Below are 16,062 nucleotides of genomic sequence, written 5' to 3' on the forward strand. Positions count from 1 at the left end.
TGCGGCGACTGTGCTCCGCAAGACCGGCTCCGCGAACCGCATCGAACTCGCCCGGTGGGCGAGCGCCGTCACGCGCCCGTCGTGAGCGCGAGAAGCCGGTCGCGCACCTGACGGCGGAGCACCTTGCCGATGAGCGACTTCGGCAGCTCGTCGACGACGAAGATCCGCCGCGGCACCTTGTACGGGGTCAGGATGCCGCGCACGAACTCGCGCACAGCCTCGACATCCACGTCGGCCCCGCCCGAGACGACGATGGCCGCCGCGACCTCTTCGCCGGAGTGATCGCTCGGCAGCCCGACGACCGCGGCGTCTTCCACCAGCGGGTGCTGACGCAGTGCGTTCTCCACCTCGGTGGGGGCGACGTTGAAGCCGCCGGTGATTATCAGCTCCTTGATGCGGTCGACGATGCGGATGAAGCCCTGCTCGTCGATCTGCACGATGTCGCCGGTGCGGAACCACCCGTCGACGAAGACGGCCTCCGTCTCCTCCGGCTTGCCGTAGTAGCCGCTGAACACCTGCGGTCCGCGCACGATCAGCTCGCCGCGCTCGCCCGCAGGCACATCCTCGGTGGGGTTGTCGGGGTCGACCACGCGGCATTCGGTTCCGGGCAGGGGGAGTCCCACCGTTCCCGGCACCCGGTTGTCGGCCACGGGGTTGGCCATCAGCACGGGCGAGCACTCGCTCAGGCCGTAGCCCTCCACGAGGAACCCGCCCGACGCCTCCTCGAACGGCACGACGAGTTCGTGGGGGAGCGCCATCGCACCGGAGATCGCCACCTGCGTGCCGGCGAGGGATACACCCTGCTCCCGCGCGGCCTTCAGCAGACGGTCGGCGATCGGCGGAACGAGCGGCAGGAAGGTGGCGGGATGCTTCTTCGTGACGGCGAGGACCATGTCGGGATCGAACCGCGGGAAGAGCACGAGGCGCGCACCCATCGACATCGCGAAGGTGAGGCACAGCGTCAGCCCGTACGCGTGGAACATGGGGAGCACCGCGTAGACGACGCATCCGTCTCCCCGCACGATCGACGGCACCCACGCCTGCGCCTGCGCCGCGTTCGCGAGCAGGTTGCGGTGGGTGAGTGTCGCGCCCTTGGGGGTGCCCGTCGTGCCGCTCGTGTACTGGATGAGGGCGACGTCGTCGGTGCCCGGCGCCGGGTGCGACGCGGGGAGCGGTGCGGAGCCGACGATCGTCTCCCACGACACGGTGCCGCTCACGCGCTCGTACAGCGCCTCCCGCGACTCTCGCGCCTTCGCGATCGGGAGCTTGAGCGCGAGGCGGGTCGCGAGCGGCATCGCCTGGATCACATCGACCGAGATGAGCGAGCTCACCTGCAGGTCGACTGGGAACTCCTGGACGCTCTTCACGACCTTCGTCCACACGATGGCGTGCTTCGCACCGTGGTCCTCGAACTGCTTGCGGAGCTCGCGAGGGGTGTAGAGCGGGTTGTGCTCGATGACGACGGCACCGAGCCGGAGGATCGCGTAGAACGCGATGATGTGCTGCGGGCAGTTGGGCAGCACGATGGCCACCGGGTCGCCGGCCTTGACGCCCTGAGCGCGCAGACCGGCGGCGGCCCGGTCGATCTGCTCCTGCATGGCCCGGTACGTGGTCTCGCGGCCGAAGAACTGCAGGGCCGGCGCATCGGGGTAGTCGCGGGCCGACGCCGCGACGATGTCGACCAGGGACCCGGTCACGGGAGCGAGGTCGTCGGGCACACCCTCGGCGTAACTGGCGATCCAGGGGCGAGGCGGGTCGTAGGTCGTCACGGCGAACAGCCTACGCGCACGGGTGCGACCGCCGAGGGACGATGGCCACGGTGGCGGGTGCGGTGCTGGCTAGACTTGACGGGTGTCTGAAATCACCCCTGATCTCGTGCGCCATCTCGGTGTGCTCGCCCGGATCCAGCTGAGCGCCGAGGAGGTCGAGCGCCTCACCGGGCAGCTCGACGCGATCGTCGACAACATCGCCAAGGTCTCCGAGGTCGCCACTCCCGACGTCGTCGCCACCAGCCACCCGATCCCCATGCAGAACGTGTTCCGCCCCGACGTGCCCGGCGACATGCTGACGCCCGCCCAGGTGCTGCAGAACGCGCCGGACTCGGCTGACGGCCGGTTCCGTGTGACGGCGATCCTCGGTGAAGAGCAGTAAGGGAAGCGCAGTGACCGATCTGACGAAGCTGAGCGCCGCCGCGCTCGCTGACAAGCTCGCCTCCGGCGAAGTATCGAGCGTCGAGGCCACCCAGGCCCACCTCGATCGCATCGCCGCGGTGGACGGCGACGTGCACGCGTTCCTCCACGTGAGCGACCACGCCCTCGACGTGGCGGCCGACATCGACCGTCGTCGTGCCGCCGGCGAGACGCTCGGCCCCGTCGCGGGGGTTCCGCTCGCCATCAAGGACGTCCTCGTGACGACCGACATGCCCTCCACGAGCGGATCGAAGATCCTCGAGGGGTTCATGTCGCCCTACGATGCGACTGTCGTCGCGCGCGCTCGCGCGGCAGGACTCGTGCCGCTCGGCAAGACGAACATGGACGAGTTCGCGATGGGCTCGTCCACCGAGCACTCCGCGTACGGTCCCACCCGCAACCCGTGGGACCTCGACCGCATCCCCGGCGGCTCCGGGGGCGGCTCGGCCGCCGCCGTCGCCGCGTTCGAGGCACCTCTCGCCCTCGGCTCCGACACCGGCGGCTCGATCCGCCAGCCGGCGCACGTCACCGGAACGGTCGGACTCAAGCCCACCTACGGCGGCGTGAGCCGATACGGCGCCATCGCGCTGGCCTCGTCGCTCGACCAGGTCGGCCCGGTCACCCGCACGGTGCTCGACTCGGGCCTCCTGCACGACGTCATCGGCGGGCACGACCCGCACGACTCGACCTCGCTCACCGACAGCTGGCCGTCGTTCGCCGCGGCCGCCCGAGAGGGCGCGACCGGCGAGGTTCTCAAGGGTCTCAAGGTCGGCGTCATCACCGAGCTCCCCGACAGCGGCTTCCAGGCCGGGGTGTCGGCATCCTTCCGGGCTGCGCTCGCGGCGATGGAGGCGCAGGGCGCGGAGATCGTCGAGATCAGCGCCCCGCACTTCGAGTACGGGGTCGCGGCGTATTACCTGATCCTCCCAGCGGAGGCGTCGAGCAACCTCGCCAAGTTCGACTCGGTGCGCTTCGGCCTACGTCTGGACGTCCCGGGCGGAACCGTCGAGGACGTCATGGCCAAGACGCGCGACGCCGGCTTCGGCGACGAGGTCAAGCGCCGCATCATCCTGGGCACCTATGCGCTGTCGGCGGGGTACTACGACGCGTATTACGGGTCGGCCCAGAAGGTGCGCACGCTCATCCAGCGCGACTTCGACCAGGCGTTCGCGCAGGTCGACGTCATCGCGACGCCGTCGGCGCCGACGACCGCCTTCCGCCTCGGCGAGAAGATCGACGACCCGCTGCAGATGTACCTCAACGACGTCACCACCATCCCCGCGAACCTCGCCGGGGTCCCCGGCATCTCGATCCCGTCGGGCCTCGCCGAGGAGGACGGGCTTCCCGTGGGCATCCAGTTCCTCGCGCCCGCCCGCGAAGACGCCCGCCTCTACCGGGTGGGTGCGGCGCTCGAGGCTCTGCTGGTCGACTCCTGGGGCGGACCGCTGCTGGATCGCGCCCCTGTCCTGCGACAAGCTCAGGGTCCGACGGGAGGAGCCCGCTGATGGCGAAGGACAAGCTGATGGACTTCGACAAGGCGCTCGAGCTCTTCGAGCCGGTGCTCGGGTTCGAGATCCACGTCGAGCTCAACACCGAGACGAAGATGTTCTCCGCGGCGGCGAACCCCGCGCACCCCGCGAACCACGACGCCGCGCCCAACACCCTGGTGGCTCCGGTCGACATGGGTCTTCCCGGTTCGCTCCCGGTCGTCAACGAGACCGCCGTGCGCTCGTCGATCAGCCTGGGCCTGGCGCTCGGCTGTTCGATCGCACCGTCGAGCCGGTTCGCGCGGAAGAACTACTTCTACCCCGACCTCGGCAAGAACTACCAGATCTCGCAGTACGACGAGCCGATCGCGTTCGAGGGCCAGGTCGAGATCGAACTCGCCGACGGCACCATCGTGGAGATCCCGATCGAGCGGGCGCACATGGAGGAGGATGCAGGCAAGCTCACTCACATGGGTGGCTCGACCGGCCGCATCCAGGGCGCGGAGTACTCGCTCGTCGACTACAATCGTGCGGGCGTGCCGCTCGTCGAGATCGTGACGAAGCCGATCATGGGGGCCGAGCACCGCGCGCCCGAGATCGCGAAGGCGTACATCGCAACGATCCGCGACATCGTCATCGGCCTCGGCATCTCGGAGGCGCGCATGGAGCGGGGGAACCTCCGCTGCGACGCGAACGTTTCGCTGCGCCCCCGCGTCGCGCCCGGCGAGACCGCGCACCCGCTCGGCACCCGCACCGAGACTAAGAACGTCAACTCGATGCGGTCGGTCGAGCGTGCCGTGCGCTACGAGATCCAGCGGCAGGCGGCGATCCTCGCCGGCGGCGGGTCGATCACGCAGGAGACGCGCCACTGGCATGAGGACACCGGCACAACGTCGCCCGGTCGCCCGAAGTCCGACGCCGACGACTACCGCTACTTCCCCGAGCCCGACCTCCTTCCGGTCGTCCCCGCTCTCGAGCTGATCGAGCAGCTGCGCTCGGAGCTGCCCGAGCCGCCGGCGGCACGTCGTCGCCGACTCAAGGCGGACTGGGGCTTCAGCGACATCGACTTCCAGGGCGTGGTGAACGCCGGGCTCCTGAGCGAGGTCGAGGCCACCGTGGCCGCCGGCGCCGCGCCGGCCGCCGCCCGCAAGTGGTGGACCGGTGAGCTTCTGCGCATCGCGAATGCCGACGACAAGGAGCCCGCGGAGCTCGTGAGCCCTGCCGAGGTGGCCGAGCTGCAGGGCCTCGTCGACGCGGGAACGCTCACCGACAAGCTCGCGCGTCAGGTGCTCGAGGGCATGATCGCCGGCGAGGGCACCCCGCAGCAGATCGTCGATGCCCGCGGCCTCGCGGTCGTCTCCGACGACGGCGCGCTCATCGCGGCCATCGATGAGGCCCTCGCCGCGCAGCCCGACGTGCTGGAGAAGATCCGCGACGGCAAGGTGCAGGCCGCCGGCGCCGTCATCGGCGCCGTCATGAAGGCGATGAAGGGCCAGGCGGATGCCGCGCGCGTGCGCGAGCTCGTCCTGGAGCGCGCCGCCGCACAGTAGCTCGCACGAACACCGTCGACGGACGAGGGGCAGACAGTCATCGCCCCTCGTCCGTCCGCGTCTTCGCCGATGGGCGGATGTCGTCGGAGGGGCGCAGAATGGACCTATGGGACGCGGTGACGGTACAGGACGCCTCGCGTCGCCTCCCGATGCAGACGACACCGGCGCCGGCATCCTGCACGTCGATATGGACGCGTTCTTCGCGGCTGTCGCGGTCCTCGACGACCCGACCCTGAAAGGGAAGCCGATCATCGTCGGTGCGCCGGAGGGGCGTGGCGTCGTCTCCAGTGCCTCATACGAGGCCCGGCGCTTCGGCGTCCGCTCCGCGATGCCCGTCGGACAGGCGCTGCGGCTGTGCCCGACGGCGATCGTGGTGAGCTCGCCGTACGCGCGGTATCTGGAGGAGTCGGCGAAGGTGATGGATGTGTTCCGCAGCTTCACGCCGCTCGTCGAGCCGCTCTCCATCGACGAGGCGTTCCTCGATGTGCGCGGTGCGCGGCGCCTCTGGGGCCCGCCCGGGCAGATCGCCCGGATGCTGCGCGAACGTGTGCTCGCCGAGACCGGGCTCACCTGCTCGGTCGGTGCGGCCGCCACCAAGCACGTCGCGAAGATCGCGTCGACGCTGAGCAAGCCCGACGGGCTGCTGATCGTCGCCGAGGCCGACACGGCGCGCTTCCTGGCGCCGTTGTCGGTGCGGGCGCTCTGGGGCGTCGGCCCGAAGGCGTCGGAGGCCCTCGAGAACCGGGGGATCCGCACCGTCGCCGACGTGCTGCAGACTCCCGACGCCGTGATCGACCGTGTGCTCGGCGCGGCGATGGGAACGCGGATCCGCCAGCTCGTGCGCGGAGTCGACGCACGCTCGGTGGAGACCACCCACGTCGAGAAGAGCATCGGCCACGAAGAGACCTTCGAGGTCGACATCGCGGACGATGCCGTGCTGCGCTCGGAGCTGCGCCGGCTCGCAGACCGCGTGGGTGGGCGTCTGCGCTCGCACGGCTGGGAGGCGATGACGGTCGCGATCAAGGTGCGCTTCGCGGACTTCACCACGATCAGCCGATCGCAGACGCTGGCCGAGCCGACGGACGTCGGACAGCGGATCGGCGACGCCGCGCACGAGCTGTTCGCGGGGGTCGATCGCCGCCAGGCGGTACGCCTCGTGGGCGTCCGCGCCGAGCGGCTGCGACCGGCCGGTCAGACGCCCACCGGCCTGTGGGACGACGACGCCGAATGGCGGCGCGTCGAAGGCGCGCTCGACGTCGCCGCCGCGAAGTTCGGTCGAGGGGCGGTCACGCGCGCGAACCTGCTCGGTCCGCAGCGCGGCGGCGGCACACTCCCGTCGAATCCACGGCCGGCGGGCCTCGACCAGGGCTGAGTGCCGCGAACGGTGGTGGGCGGCGCTGGACTGCGGGTAGCGTGGTGCCCATGCCCAACATCGCACTCGAGCTCGGTAAGCAGTCCGCCTCCTTCGGCGTCACGGGGGCGTACGGCGAGCAGCAGGACGTCGACGGCATCCGCATCATCCCGGTCGCTCTGAGCGGCAGCGGGTTCGGTGGCGGATCCGACGAGACCGGCAACGGCGGCGGAGGCGGGGGAGGCTGGTCTGTTCCGGTCGGCGCGTACATCCGCCGCGGTGACGACCTGCGGTTCGAGCCCAACATCGTCGCGTTCCTCGCCGTCGCCATCCCGTTCGTGTGGGTCGCCGGTCGCGCGCTCAGCCGTGTCATCCGCGTCCTCAAGAAGTAGCGGCGACGCGGTAGCCGACGCGCTCGACGACGCAGCCGACCGCATCATCCGCGCGGTCGCCGCCGTCGGCGCGGCGAATCCCGTCGTGCTCATCGACGGTCGAAGTGGTGCGGGCAAGACATCGCTGGCACGCCGTGTCGTCGGTCGGTGGCCCCTGAGCGGTCGGGTGCAGCTGGTCGCACTCGATTCGATCTATCCCGGCTGGGACGGGATGGATGCCGGCGTGGCGATCGCCCGCGACGAGATCCTGTTCCCGCACGCCCGCGGGCTCGTCGGGGTGTGGCAGCGGTGGGACTGGGAGCTCGGCGAGCCCGCGGAGGCGAATGCGGTCGACCCGTCGCTTCCGCTCATCGTCGAGGGCTGCGGCATCCTGACGCCGTCGACCGCGCGGGTGTCGGATGTGCGGGCGTGGGTGGACTCGCCGACGCTGTCGCGCAAGGGCCGGGCACTCGCGCGGGACGGTGACGCGTTCCGCCCGCACTGGGCACGGTGGGCGGCGCAGGAGGACGCGCACATCTCGCGGGACGATCCGCAGAGACTCGCAGGGATCGCCGTCCACGTTCCGTGAGGTCGGCTCAGTCTCCGTCGTCGAGAGCGGTGACGAGCCCGTGCAGGCGGAAGCCGAGCCAGTCGTAGATGCCGAAGCGGGGGTCGGCTTCATCGTGATCGTCCTCCGCCGCGATGCCGAGGCGCTCCGCGAGCACCAGCCGCAGGGCGGCGAGCGTGCGCAGCCACGCCTGGGTCTGCTCGGCGTCGAGGGCGATCGTCACGGTCTCGGTGAGGACCCGGTCGCCGGCATCGGGAGGAATGGTCGCGGCGTCGTGCACCGTGGCGAGCACGACGGCGGCGTCGGCAGCCCGGCGATCGAGGAGCTCGGACTCGGTGAGGGAGCGGAACTCGTCGGCGGCCTCGGCATCGCCGCGGTACGCATCGGGCACGAGACGCGCGATCGCCGGATCGGTGCGGGGATCGCCGTCGCCGGAGTCGTCGACGAGTTCGGCGAACTGCGTGACCAGCTCGGCGAGATGCGCGGCCTCGATGCGCGCGATGTCGAGGACCACCTGGTGCGCGGTCATCGCGGCGCCTTCCGAACCGTCGCCCAGAGGCCGTAGTCGTGCATCGCCCGCGCATGGAGCTCCATCTGCTCGCGCGCGCCCTCGCTCACGACCGCGTGTCCGTCGTTGTGGACGGCGAGCATGAGCTGCTCGGCGCGATCACGGGGGAACCCGAAGTACTCCCGGAAGACGTGGGTGACGTAGCTCATGAGGTTGACCGGGTCGTCCCAGACCACGGTCTGCCACGGTGTGTCGGGGTCGACCGCTGTGACGAGATCGGTGCGCTCGTCGACGTCGGGAGTCGTGATCGGCGACATCACGCCCACCCCAGTTCGTGCAGGCGGTCGTCGTCGATGCCGTAGAAATGCGCGATCTCGTGGACGAGGGTCGTGTGCACCTCGTCTCGCAGAGACTCGGCGTCGTCGCAGGCGGCGAGATGCGGCTCGCGATAGACGATGATGCGGTCGGGGAGTTCGCCCACGCCGTAGCGCTCGCGCTCGGTCAGGGCCCAGCCGTCGTACAGGCCGAGCAGGTCGAGGCTGCCGTCTTCCGGACGGTCCTCCACGACGAACACGACATTGTCGAGCCCGTCGACCATGTCGTCGGGGAGTCGATCGAGCTCATCGACGACCAGCTGCTCGAAAGCCGCGGCATCCATCTCGATCATGATGCTGTCCGCATCCACATGGGGTGAGTAACGGGACTTGAACCCGCGACCCCCTGGACCACAACCAGGTGCTCTACCAACTGAGCTATACCCACCATGTCTCCCGCCTGCGCGGGCAACTCGAATATTCTCTCACATCTCCGGTGCGAACTTTGACACCGCCGCAGCCGCCGCGCTGCGCGCGTCGTCACTCGTCGGGCCGGGTTCGGGCACGAAAACCGCCTGCCGATAATAGGCGAGTTCACGGATCGACTCGAGGATGTCGGCGAGGGCGCGGTGACCGCCGTCTTTCGAGGGAGCGTGGATGTACGCCCGGGGGTACCAGCGGCGCGAAAGCTCTTTGATGCTCGAGACATCGACATTGCGATAGTGCAGCCAGCGGTCGACGCGCGGCATGTACTTCGCAAGGAACATGCGGTCGGTGCCGATCGTGTTGCCCGCCAGGGGAGCCTTGCCCTCGAGCGGGACGAACCGCTGGATGTACTCGAGCACCTGGAACTCGGCGTCGCCCAGGCTGACACCGCCCGGGATCTCATCGAGGAGGCCCGACTTCTGGTGCATCTTCGTCACGAAGTCGTTCATGTTCGCCATGGCCGATGCGTCGGGCTTGATGACGACCTGGAAGCCCGGGTCGAGCGGTCGCAGTTCGAAATCGGTGACGACGACCGCGATCTCGACGAGTTCGTCGACCGACAGGTCGAGGCCCGTCATCTCGCAATCGATCCAGACCAGACGATCGTTTTCGGAAGCCCCCACCATGTGCTCCATCCTAGTGAGGCCTCCGACACGGGCGTCGACCTCGTGCCCGCAAGCCCGGCGGCTACGCTTATAGGGCCCTCGTAGCTCAATGGATAGAGCATCGGCCTTCTAATCCGGTGGTTGCAGGTTCGAATCCTGTCGGGGGCGCCACACTCTTCGGCCGCCGGAATCTTCGGCGGCGACACGCGGCGCGGCTCTGGTGCGCCCCGGAAGTCGGGCGTAGCGTCGGATGCGTCGGAAGGGGTTCGATGATGAGCATCACCGAGACACACCACCCGCTGTGGGTGGCATACGGCACACAGGGCGTGGTCGGTTCGATCCGCAAGTCGGACGACGGTTACACGGTGACGATGGCGGGCGCCGATGCCAGTGCCGGCACCTACCCGTCGATGGAGATCGCGAAGAGTGCGCTCCATGCGCACATGACTCCGGGGAGCGACTGGCCGGAGTTCCGCGAGCACTGAGGCTGCGACGCGTGCAGCCGCAGTGGCTGCACGCGCTTCAGCGTGCCGGCCGCCTCGTCGTCTGTGCGGTCTCCTTCTGGATCGACGTTCCGGACGGTGCCGGGGGCGTCTCCGCGCCGGAGCCGCGACGTGTATCGAGCAGCGGCAGGGTGACGTGCACGAGCGGCCCGATGAGCACCGCGAACAGCACGGTGCCGATGCCCACCGTTCCGCCGAGCATCCAGCCCGCGAACAGCACCGACAGCTCCACCGCGGCACGGCATGCCCAGATCGGCCAGCCGAAGCGGGAGTGCAGTCCCGTCATGAGGCCGTCGCGCGGGCCGGGACCGAACCGTGCCCCGATATACAGGCCGGAGGCGACCGCGACGAGCAGGATGCCGCCGAGGAGGGTCACGGCCTGCAGGGCGAACCCGCTGACCGGCGGGAGGAGCCACAGCAGAGCCTGCATGCTGGTGCCGACCAGGAGGATGTTCAGCACCGTGCCGATGCCGGGCCGCTGGTGGAGGGGAATCCACAGCAGCAGCACGAGGAACCCGATGATGTTCGTGACCCAGCCGATCCCGACGCCGGTCCGAAGCGACACGCCCTGGGCGAGCACCGTCCAGGGGTCGACGCCGAGGCCGGCGGCGACGGTCAGCCCGCAGCCGACGCCGTAGAGCACCAAGCCGATCAGCAGTTGAGTCACGCGACGAGTCATAGAGCGATCCAACCGCATGATTGGCCTGAGGATGCCATGCCAATTCGGCTAATGTGGCTCCATGGACTCCCGGATCTCCGCGCGCGCCCTCACCGCGGCGCTCGGCGGCTGGCGAACGCGCGAACCCGCGTACGAGGCACTGGCTGACGGCATCCGTCTGCTGTGCCTCGACAACAGGCTCGCGCCGCGAACTGCCCTTCCTGCTGAACGCGAACTCGCACACGCGCTGTCGGTAAGTCGGAGCACCGTCGCCGCCGCGTATCGCAGCCTGCGCGACAGTGAGCACATCGCGAGTCTGCGCGGCTCGGGCAGCGTGACGCTGCCGCTTCGTCGACGCGATGCGTCGCGTCTCGACGCCGTCGACGGGATGATCGACCTGCAGCAGGCCACTCCGCCGGCCTGGCCCGGATTGGCCGGGGTGATCTCCGACCTCGCCAGTCAATCCGCTGCGCTCGTGGCCCGCGTGGGGTACGACGTGCTCGGCCGCGCAGACCTGCGCGAGATCATCGCGCAGCGATACACCGACCGCGGGATCGTCACGTCGCCCGCCGAGGTGCTCGTGACGACCGGGGCGCAGAGTGCGATCCACCTGCTCGGCTCGCTGCTCCTCGGCCGTGGCGACCGTGTGGTCATCGAGACGCCGACCTACCCGCATGCCGCCGAGTCGCTGCGGCGTGCGGGAGCCCGCCTGGTCGGGGTGCCCGTGACTGTGGACGACGGATGGGATCTCGACCGCGCCGAGCAGGCTTTCGCGCGTACGCTGCCCGTGCTCGCCTACCTCATGCCCGACTTCCACAACCCGACGGGGCGATCCATGTCGGAGATCGAGCGGGCGACGATCCTGTCGGCCGCCGAGCGGTCGGGCTCGGTGCTGATCCTCGACGAGACCACAGCGGAGCTCGACATCGACCGCGGCCCGCTCGATCCCGGCTTCCCTGGCGACTCGGAGGCCGTGGTGCGGATCGGTTCGCTCGGCAAGACCGTCTGGGGAGGGCTGCGGGTCGGCTGGATCCGCGCCCACTCCGACCTGATCCGTCGCCTCGTCGCCGTGCGGCCGGCCCACGATCTCGGAACCCCCGAGTTCGAGCAGGCTGTCGCCGCATCCGTCCTGGCCGACTTCGATCCGGTCGTGGCGCAGCGCGGTGATCTTCTGCGCTCCGGCCGTGACCGCCTCGCCGCCGCGATCGCCGCTCGGCTGCCCGAATGGACAGTGCCCCGCGCACGCGGCGGTGTCTCGCTGTGGATCGAACTCGACGCGCCGCTCAGCACACCGCTCGTGCTCGAGGCGCGGTCGCGCGGGATCCTGTTGACTGCCGGACCGCGCTTCGCGGTAGCTGGCGGCTACGACCGGCACCTGCGGATCCCGTTCACGGCCCCGCCGGACGATCTGGAGTACACCATCGACGTGCTGGCCCAGTCCTGGCGGCACGTGCGCGAGGGCGCGCCGGCGCGATACCTCGAGACGCTGGACGCGGTGGTCTGACCGCGGATCTCATCGAGAGAACACGAGGCAGTCGATCGCATCGTCGGCAGACCAGAAGTCGCCGAGGTCGCGGAACCCCCGCGTCGGGGCGTGGAATCGCCTCGCGCGGAAGCGCGTCTCGCCGTCACTGGTGAGCGTCTGGATGTGGCCGATCACGCGACCGACCCCGTCGACGACGCGCCACAGGCCGGTGGCGGCTGCAGCGAGCCGGACGGCGTGCGGCCGGGCGAACGTGGGCGGCGGCGTGGGCGTGGCGAGAGCTGATGCGGACATGACTCCTCCTTCGCGTTCGAACATACATTCGACCTCGGACATCCCATCTCGTCCTCCCCAACCCGCCTGCGGCGAGCGCTCTCCCCAGTGCGCCCTGCGCGCCGGTCACGCACCGTCGGGCCGATGGATCCTGGATCCGCGTCGGTGCCCGCCGGGCACGCAGGCACCGACGCGGCCGAGGAGGGTCCTCGACCACAGCGAAGGAGGATCGCGCATGAGCGACATGATCACCATCACGGGCAACGTCGCGACGGAGCCCGAACAGAAGCGACTGCCGAACGGCGTCGCGCTCACGACTTTCCGGCTGGCGAGCGGTCGCCGTCGGCTGGATCGTGAGACCGGCGCGTGGGTGGACAGCGGGACGAACTGGTACCGGGTCTCGGTTTTCCGTCGGCTCGGAGATCACGCGTTCGCATCTCTGCGCAAGGGCGAGCGTGTGCTGGTGCTCGGCCGACTCAAGGTCCGCGAATGGGACAACGGGGTCAAGAGCGGCACCGACGTCGAGATCGAAGCCGATGCGCTCGGCCACGATCTGCTCTTCGGCACCTCGTCGTTCAGCAAGACCGCGAACGCCGGCTCGTCCGGCGAACGCGGCGAATCCGAGTGGGCCGCACCCGGCGTGGAGGCGGCGCAGGGCATCGACGATGACCCCGCTTCGTGGTCGGTGGCGGCGCTCGGGGCTGCGGCCGCCGACGATGGCATCGCCGACGGCGACGACGGGGAGGCGGACGCCGATTCCCCGACCGGACGCGACTCCGTCATGGCATCCTCCGGCTCGATCGGATCGGTCCTTCAGGACACGCCGTTCTGATCCGGCGCACGTCGGCCGCGCCTCGGCCGCGTCATAGACTCGTCGCGTGATCCGACAACCCGCGCATATGGCCGGGGCGCCACGGCGCGCGGCTGGCGTGTTCGCCGCGGGACTCCTGGCGACGGCAATCGGCCTGACGGGGTGCACGGGCACCGCGCCCGGTGGTGGCACGCCGACCCCGGCGCAGTCGTCCACCGGCGGGGGCGCGAGCGCCAGCGCGTCGCCCGTTCCATCGGAAGACGCCGGACCGCTGCTCGTTCCCGACGGGTCCGCGATCGACAACCTGCCGCTGTTCGCGTCGGTCACCGACACGGTGTGGGCGTCCGGCGACCGAGCCGCCGGCCGCGCGTACGTCGACGCCCTCGCCGCAGCCGGCTTCGACAAAGCGGCCATGCAGGTGACGCAGGATGTGTCGACGGTGGGCAACGCCGCCGAGAGCATCCAGTTCTCGGTGCTGTGGGGCGACGACTGCCTCGTGGGCCAGGTCGGGCCTGCGACAGGCGACCCGGTGGCCGTCGTCGTCACGGCGACGCTCGAGGGCACGTGCCTCGTCGGCGAGACGCGCCCCATCGACTGGTGATCCGCGGCGCGGATCCGCGGCCGCCGGGCAGTGGCGCTGCGGGTAGGCTGAGACGCTGACGTCGTCACGCAGAGGAGAGCTTTCGAACAATGGCTGAGTACATCTACTCGATGGTCCGGGCCCGCAAGGCCGTCGGAGAGAAGCTGATCCTCGACGATGTGACGATGGCGTTCCTCCCCGGGGCGAAGATCGGCATGGTCGGCCCGAACGGCGCCGGAAAGTCCACGATCCTCAAGATCATGGCCGGCCTCGACACGCCCTCGAACGGCGAGGCGAAGCTGAGCCCCGGGTTCACCGTCGGCATCTTGATGCAGGAGCCCGTCCTCGACGAGACGAAGACCGTGCTGGAGAACATCCAGGACGGCGTCGCCATCAAGGCGAAGCTCGACCGTTTCAACGAGATCTCGGCGCTGATGGCCGATCCCGACGCCGACTTCGACGCGCTGCTGGCGGAGATGGGATCGCTCCAGGAGGAGATCGACGCCGCCGACGCCTGGGATCTCGATTCCCAGCTCGAGCAGGCGATGGACGCCCTCCGCACGCCTCCCGGCGATGCCGCGATCGCGCCGCTGTCCGGTGGTGAGAAGCGCCGTGTGGCGCTCGCCAAGCTGCTGCTGCAGAAGCCCGACCTCCTGCTCCTCGACGAGCCCACCAACCACCTCGACGCCGAGAGCGTGCTCTGGCTCGAGCAGCACCTGCAGAAGTACGCGGGCGCCGTGATCGCGATCACGCACGACCGGTACTTCCTCGACAACGTCGCGGAGTGGATCGCCGAGGTCGACCGCGGCCGGCTCATCGGCTACGAGGGCAACTACTCGACCTACCTGGAGAAGAAGGCCGAGCGTCTCGCCATCCAGGGCAAGAAGGACGCGAAGCTCGCCAAGCGTCTCGCCGAGGAGCTCGACTGGGTGCGCTCCAACGCCAAGGGCCGCCAGGTCAAGTCCAAGGCACGCCTCGCCCGCTACGAGGAGATGGCCGCCGAGGCGGAGCGCACGCGGAAGCTCGACTTCGAAGAGATCACGATCCCGCCGGGACCGCGTCTGGGCAGCGTCGTGATCGAGGCGAAGAAGCTGCAGAAGGGCTTCGACGGACGCTCGCTCATCGACGGACTGACGTTCAGCCTGCCGCCGAACGGCATCGTCGGCGTGATCGGTCCGAACGGTGTGGGAAAGACCACGCTCTTCAAGACGATCGTCGGACTCGAGCCGCTCGACGGGGGAGACCTCAAGATCGGTGAGACGGTCAAGATCAGCTACGTCGACCAGTCCCGCGCGAGCATCGACCCGAACAAGACGCTGTGGGAGGTCGTCTCCGACGGTCTCGACATCATCACCGTCGGCAAGACCGAGATCCCCTCGCGCGCGTACGTGTCGAAGTTCGGGTTCAAGGGACCCGACCAGCAGAAGAAGGCCGGTGTGCTCTCCGGTGGTGAGCGCAACCGTCTGAACCTCGCGCTCACGCTCAAGGAGGGCGGCAACCTGCTGCTCCTCGACGAGCCGACCAACGACCTCGACGTCGAGACGCTGCAGTCGCTCGAGAACGCGCTGCTCGAGTTCCCCGGCTGCGCCGTGGTGATCACGCACGACCGCTGGTTCCTCGACCGCATCGCGACCCACATCCTCGCCTACGAGGGCACCGATGAGAACCCCGACCAGTGGTACTGGTTCGAGGGCAACTTCGAGGCATACGAGGAGAACAAGGTCGCGCGCCTCGGTGCCGACGCGGCGCGCCCGCACCGCACCGCCTACCGCAAGCTCACCCGTGACTGACCAGGACGACGCCGTGGAGGCAGTGGCCGCCGGTCACCGCCTCCACGTCCCCATCCATCTGCGGTGGGGCGACCTCGACGCGCTCGGGCACGTCAACAACACGTCGATGCTGAAGCTCCTCGAAGAGGCACGCCTGCGCGCCTTCTGGCGCCCCGAGGACGGGTCGGATGCCGCCCCGACAGCGGTGTTCGACATGTCGGTTCTCGAGGGAGGCGGCACGCGCGCGACGCTGATCGCCCGCCAGGAGATCGAGTACCTCCGGCCGGTGCCGTACGGGCAGCGTCCGCTCGACGTGCAGCTCTGGGTCGGCCGCATCGGCGGATCGAGCGTCGAGGTCTGCTACGAGGTGTTCAGCCCGGCCGGCGCCGAGCCGCAGACGCTGTACGCGCGCGCGTCGGCAGTCGTGGTGCTCGTCGACACCTCTACCGGCCGTCCGACGCGATGGGGCCAGGGCGAGCGCGCCGCGTGGTCGCCCTTCATCGGCGAGCCGATCCAGTTCGCGAACCGTCGCTGAGCGCGCTCTGCGCACACCGCG

General features: G+C 69.7%; 19 protein-coding genes and 2 tRNA genes. 13 read left to right on the forward strand and 8 right to left on the reverse strand.

The window, feature by feature from the left end; translation table 11 throughout:
* Positions 1–68: 68 nt before the first annotated feature.
* The gene (locus JOD63_RS05850; RefSeq protein ID WP_045276217.1) at positions 69–1,769 is read right to left on the reverse strand and encodes a long-chain-fatty-acid--CoA ligase; all 1,701 of its coding nucleotides are present in this window, start codon (positions 1,767–1,769) and stop codon (positions 69–71) included.
* 82 nt (positions 1,770–1,851) lie between these two features.
* Between JOD63_RS05850 and gatC the strand changes: the two genes are divergently transcribed.
* The 6 genes from gatC (at position 1,852) to JOD63_RS05880 (ending at position 7,537) form a co-directional block, all read left to right on the forward strand.
* Entirely contained in the window at positions 1,852–2,151 is a 300-nt protein-coding gene (gatC, locus tag JOD63_RS05855; protein ID WP_045276216.1) for an Asp-tRNA(Asn)/Glu-tRNA(Gln) amidotransferase subunit GatC, read from the forward strand.
* Between the two features lie 10 nt (positions 2,152–2,161).
* Positions 2,162–3,694: an Asp-tRNA(Asn)/Glu-tRNA(Gln) amidotransferase subunit GatA gene (gene gatA, locus JOD63_RS05860; protein ID WP_045276215.1), complete on the forward strand. Its 1,533-nt coding sequence runs from the start codon at positions 2,162–2,164 to the stop codon at positions 3,692–3,694.
* Positions 3,694–5,226, forward strand: coding sequence for an Asp-tRNA(Asn)/Glu-tRNA(Gln) amidotransferase subunit GatB (gatB, locus tag JOD63_RS05865; RefSeq protein WP_045276214.1), 1,533 nt, complete (start codon positions 3,694–3,696; stop codon positions 5,224–5,226). Before gatA ends, gatB begins: the two co-directional genes overlap by 1 nt.
* Positions 5,227–5,332: 106 nt before the next feature.
* Positions 5,333–6,598: a DNA polymerase IV gene (dinB, locus tag JOD63_RS05870; protein WP_045276213.1), complete on the forward strand. Its 1,266-nt coding sequence runs from the start codon at positions 5,333–5,335 to the stop codon at positions 6,596–6,598.
* A 50-nt stretch (positions 6,599–6,648) separates the two neighbouring features.
* The gene (locus JOD63_RS05875; protein ID WP_045276212.1) at positions 6,649–6,969 is read left to right on the forward strand and encodes a hypothetical protein; all 321 of its coding nucleotides are present in this window, start codon (positions 6,649–6,651) and stop codon (positions 6,967–6,969) included.
* Positions 6,944–7,537: a nucleoside/nucleotide kinase family protein gene (locus JOD63_RS05880; RefSeq protein WP_245618020.1), complete on the forward strand. Its 594-nt coding sequence runs from the start codon at positions 6,944–6,946 to the stop codon at positions 7,535–7,537. Before JOD63_RS05875 ends, JOD63_RS05880 begins: the two co-directional genes overlap by 26 nt.
* Before the next feature lie 7 nt (positions 7,538–7,544).
* Here JOD63_RS05880 and JOD63_RS05885 read toward each other — a convergent pair whose 3' ends face one another.
* The 5 genes from JOD63_RS05885 to orn all read right to left on the reverse strand — a co-directional run bounded on the left by JOD63_RS05885 (position 7,545) and on the right by orn (position 9,450).
* The gene (locus tag JOD63_RS05885; protein WP_045276211.1) at positions 7,545–8,045 is read right to left on the reverse strand and encodes a DUF2017 family protein; all 501 of its coding nucleotides are present in this window, start codon (positions 8,043–8,045) and stop codon (positions 7,545–7,547) included.
* Complete coding sequence (clpS, locus tag JOD63_RS05890; protein WP_157004022.1) at positions 8,042–8,341, reverse strand: ATP-dependent Clp protease adapter ClpS; 300 nt, start codon at positions 8,339–8,341, stop codon at positions 8,042–8,044. Before clpS ends, JOD63_RS05885 begins: the two co-directional genes overlap by 4 nt.
* Positions 8,341–8,709 carry a metallopeptidase family protein gene (locus JOD63_RS05895; RefSeq protein WP_084613582.1) on the reverse strand — a complete coding sequence of 123 codons (369 nt, stop codon included), beginning with the start codon at positions 8,707–8,709 and terminating at the stop codon, positions 8,341–8,343. Before JOD63_RS05895 ends, clpS begins: the two co-directional genes overlap by 1 nt.
* Position 8,710: 1 nt before the next feature.
* Positions 8,711–8,786 (reverse strand) — tRNA-His (locus JOD63_RS05900).
* A gap of 37 nt (positions 8,787–8,823) precedes the next feature.
* Positions 8,824–9,450 carry an oligoribonuclease gene (gene orn / locus JOD63_RS05905; RefSeq protein ID WP_045276209.1) on the reverse strand — a complete coding sequence of 209 codons (627 nt, stop codon included), beginning with the start codon at positions 9,448–9,450 and terminating at the stop codon, positions 8,824–8,826.
* 74 nt (positions 9,451–9,524) lie between these two features.
* Here orn and JOD63_RS05910 point away from each other — a divergent pair.
* Together JOD63_RS05910 and JOD63_RS05915 are read left to right on the forward strand one after the other, a co-directional pair.
* Positions 9,525–9,600, forward strand: a tRNA-Arg gene (locus JOD63_RS05910).
* A 101-nt stretch (positions 9,601–9,701) separates the two neighbouring features.
* Positions 9,702–9,914: a hypothetical protein gene (locus tag JOD63_RS05915; protein WP_045276318.1), complete on the forward strand. Its 213-nt coding sequence runs from the start codon at positions 9,702–9,704 to the stop codon at positions 9,912–9,914.
* A gap of 37 nt (positions 9,915–9,951) precedes the next feature.
* On the opposite strand, the gene yczE is transcribed toward JOD63_RS05915, so the two are convergent.
* On the reverse strand, positions 9,952–10,611 hold the full coding sequence (gene yczE / locus JOD63_RS05920) for a membrane protein YczE (protein ID WP_045276208.1): 660 nt from the start codon (positions 10,609–10,611) through the stop codon (positions 9,952–9,954).
* A 61-nt stretch (positions 10,612–10,672) separates the two neighbouring features.
* Between yczE and yczR the strand changes: the two genes are divergently transcribed.
* Positions 10,673–12,094: a MocR-like transcription factor YczR gene (gene yczR / locus JOD63_RS05925; protein ID WP_045276207.1), complete on the forward strand. Its 1,422-nt coding sequence runs from the start codon at positions 10,673–10,675 to the stop codon at positions 12,092–12,094.
* 9 nt (positions 12,095–12,103) lie between these two features.
* On the opposite strand, the gene JOD63_RS05930 is transcribed toward yczR, so the two are convergent.
* Positions 12,104–12,367 (reverse strand): hypothetical protein, encoded by a 264-nt coding sequence (locus tag JOD63_RS05930; protein ID WP_045276206.1) that lies wholly within the window; start codon positions 12,365–12,367, stop codon positions 12,104–12,106.
* A gap of 214 nt (positions 12,368–12,581) precedes the next feature.
* On the opposite strand from JOD63_RS05930, the gene JOD63_RS05935 reads away from it, so the two are divergent.
* The 4 genes from JOD63_RS05935 (at position 12,582) to JOD63_RS05950 (ending at position 16,041) form a co-directional block, all read left to right on the forward strand.
* Positions 12,582–13,178, forward strand: a complete 597-nt coding sequence (locus tag JOD63_RS05935; RefSeq protein ID WP_045276205.1) for a single-stranded DNA-binding protein — start codon at positions 12,582–12,584, stop codon at positions 13,176–13,178.
* Positions 13,179–13,224: 46 nt separating this feature from the next.
* On the forward strand, positions 13,225–13,758 hold the full coding sequence (locus JOD63_RS05940; RefSeq protein WP_245618018.1) for a DUF6993 domain-containing protein: 534 nt from the start codon (positions 13,225–13,227) through the stop codon (positions 13,756–13,758).
* A gap of 89 nt (positions 13,759–13,847) precedes the next feature.
* Positions 13,848–15,527 (forward strand): energy-dependent translational throttle protein EttA, encoded by a 1,680-nt coding sequence (gene ettA, locus JOD63_RS05945; protein ID WP_045276203.1) that lies wholly within the window; start codon positions 13,848–13,850, stop codon positions 15,525–15,527.
* Entirely contained in the window at positions 15,520–16,041 is a 522-nt protein-coding gene (locus tag JOD63_RS05950; protein WP_245618016.1) for an acyl-CoA thioesterase, read from the forward strand. Before ettA ends, JOD63_RS05950 begins: the two co-directional genes overlap by 8 nt.
* Positions 16,042–16,062: the final 21 nt, after the last annotated feature.

The organism is Microbacterium terrae, assembly GCF_017831975.1.
In the GTDB taxonomy this organism is placed as follows: domain Bacteria; phylum Actinomycetota; class Actinomycetes; order Actinomycetales; family Microbacteriaceae; genus Microbacterium; species Microbacterium terrae.

Excerpts from the sequence above, each read along its gene's own strand:
- gatB (WP_045276214.1), top strand. The coding sequence starts at position 3,694 with ATGGCGAAGGACAAGCTGATGGACTTCGACAAGGCGCTCGAGCTCTTC.
- dinB (WP_045276213.1), top strand. The coding sequence starts at position 5,333 with ATGGGACGCGGTGACGGTACAGGACGCCTCGCGTCGCCTCCCGATGCA.
- JOD63_RS05875 (WP_045276212.1), top strand. The coding sequence starts at position 6,649 with ATGCCCAACATCGCACTCGAGCTCGGTAAGCAGTCCGCCTCCTTCGGC.
- JOD63_RS05885 (WP_045276211.1), bottom strand. The coding sequence starts at position 8,045 with ATGACCGCGCACCAGGTGGTCCTCGACATCGCGCGCATCGAGGCCGCG.
- clpS (WP_157004022.1), bottom strand. The coding sequence starts at position 8,341 with ATGTCGCCGATCACGACTCCCGACGTCGACGAGCGCACCGATCTCGTC.
- orn (WP_045276209.1), bottom strand. The coding sequence starts at position 9,450 with ATGGTGGGGGCTTCCGAAAACGATCGTCTGGTCTGGATCGATTGCGAG.
- JOD63_RS05915 (WP_045276318.1), top strand. The coding sequence starts at position 9,702 with ATGAGCATCACCGAGACACACCACCCGCTGTGGGTGGCATACGGCACA.
- yczE (WP_045276208.1), bottom strand. The coding sequence starts at position 10,611 with ATGACTCGTCGCGTGACTCAACTGCTGATCGGCTTGGTGCTCTACGGC.
- yczR (WP_045276207.1), top strand. The coding sequence starts at position 10,673 with ATGGACTCCCGGATCTCCGCGCGCGCCCTCACCGCGGCGCTCGGCGGC.
- JOD63_RS05930 (WP_045276206.1), bottom strand. The coding sequence starts at position 12,367 with ATGTCCGCATCAGCTCTCGCCACGCCCACGCCGCCGCCCACGTTCGCC.
- JOD63_RS05935 (WP_045276205.1), top strand. The coding sequence starts at position 12,582 with ATGAGCGACATGATCACCATCACGGGCAACGTCGCGACGGAGCCCGAA.
- ettA (WP_045276203.1), top strand. The coding sequence starts at position 13,848 with ATGGCTGAGTACATCTACTCGATGGTCCGGGCCCGCAAGGCCGTCGGA.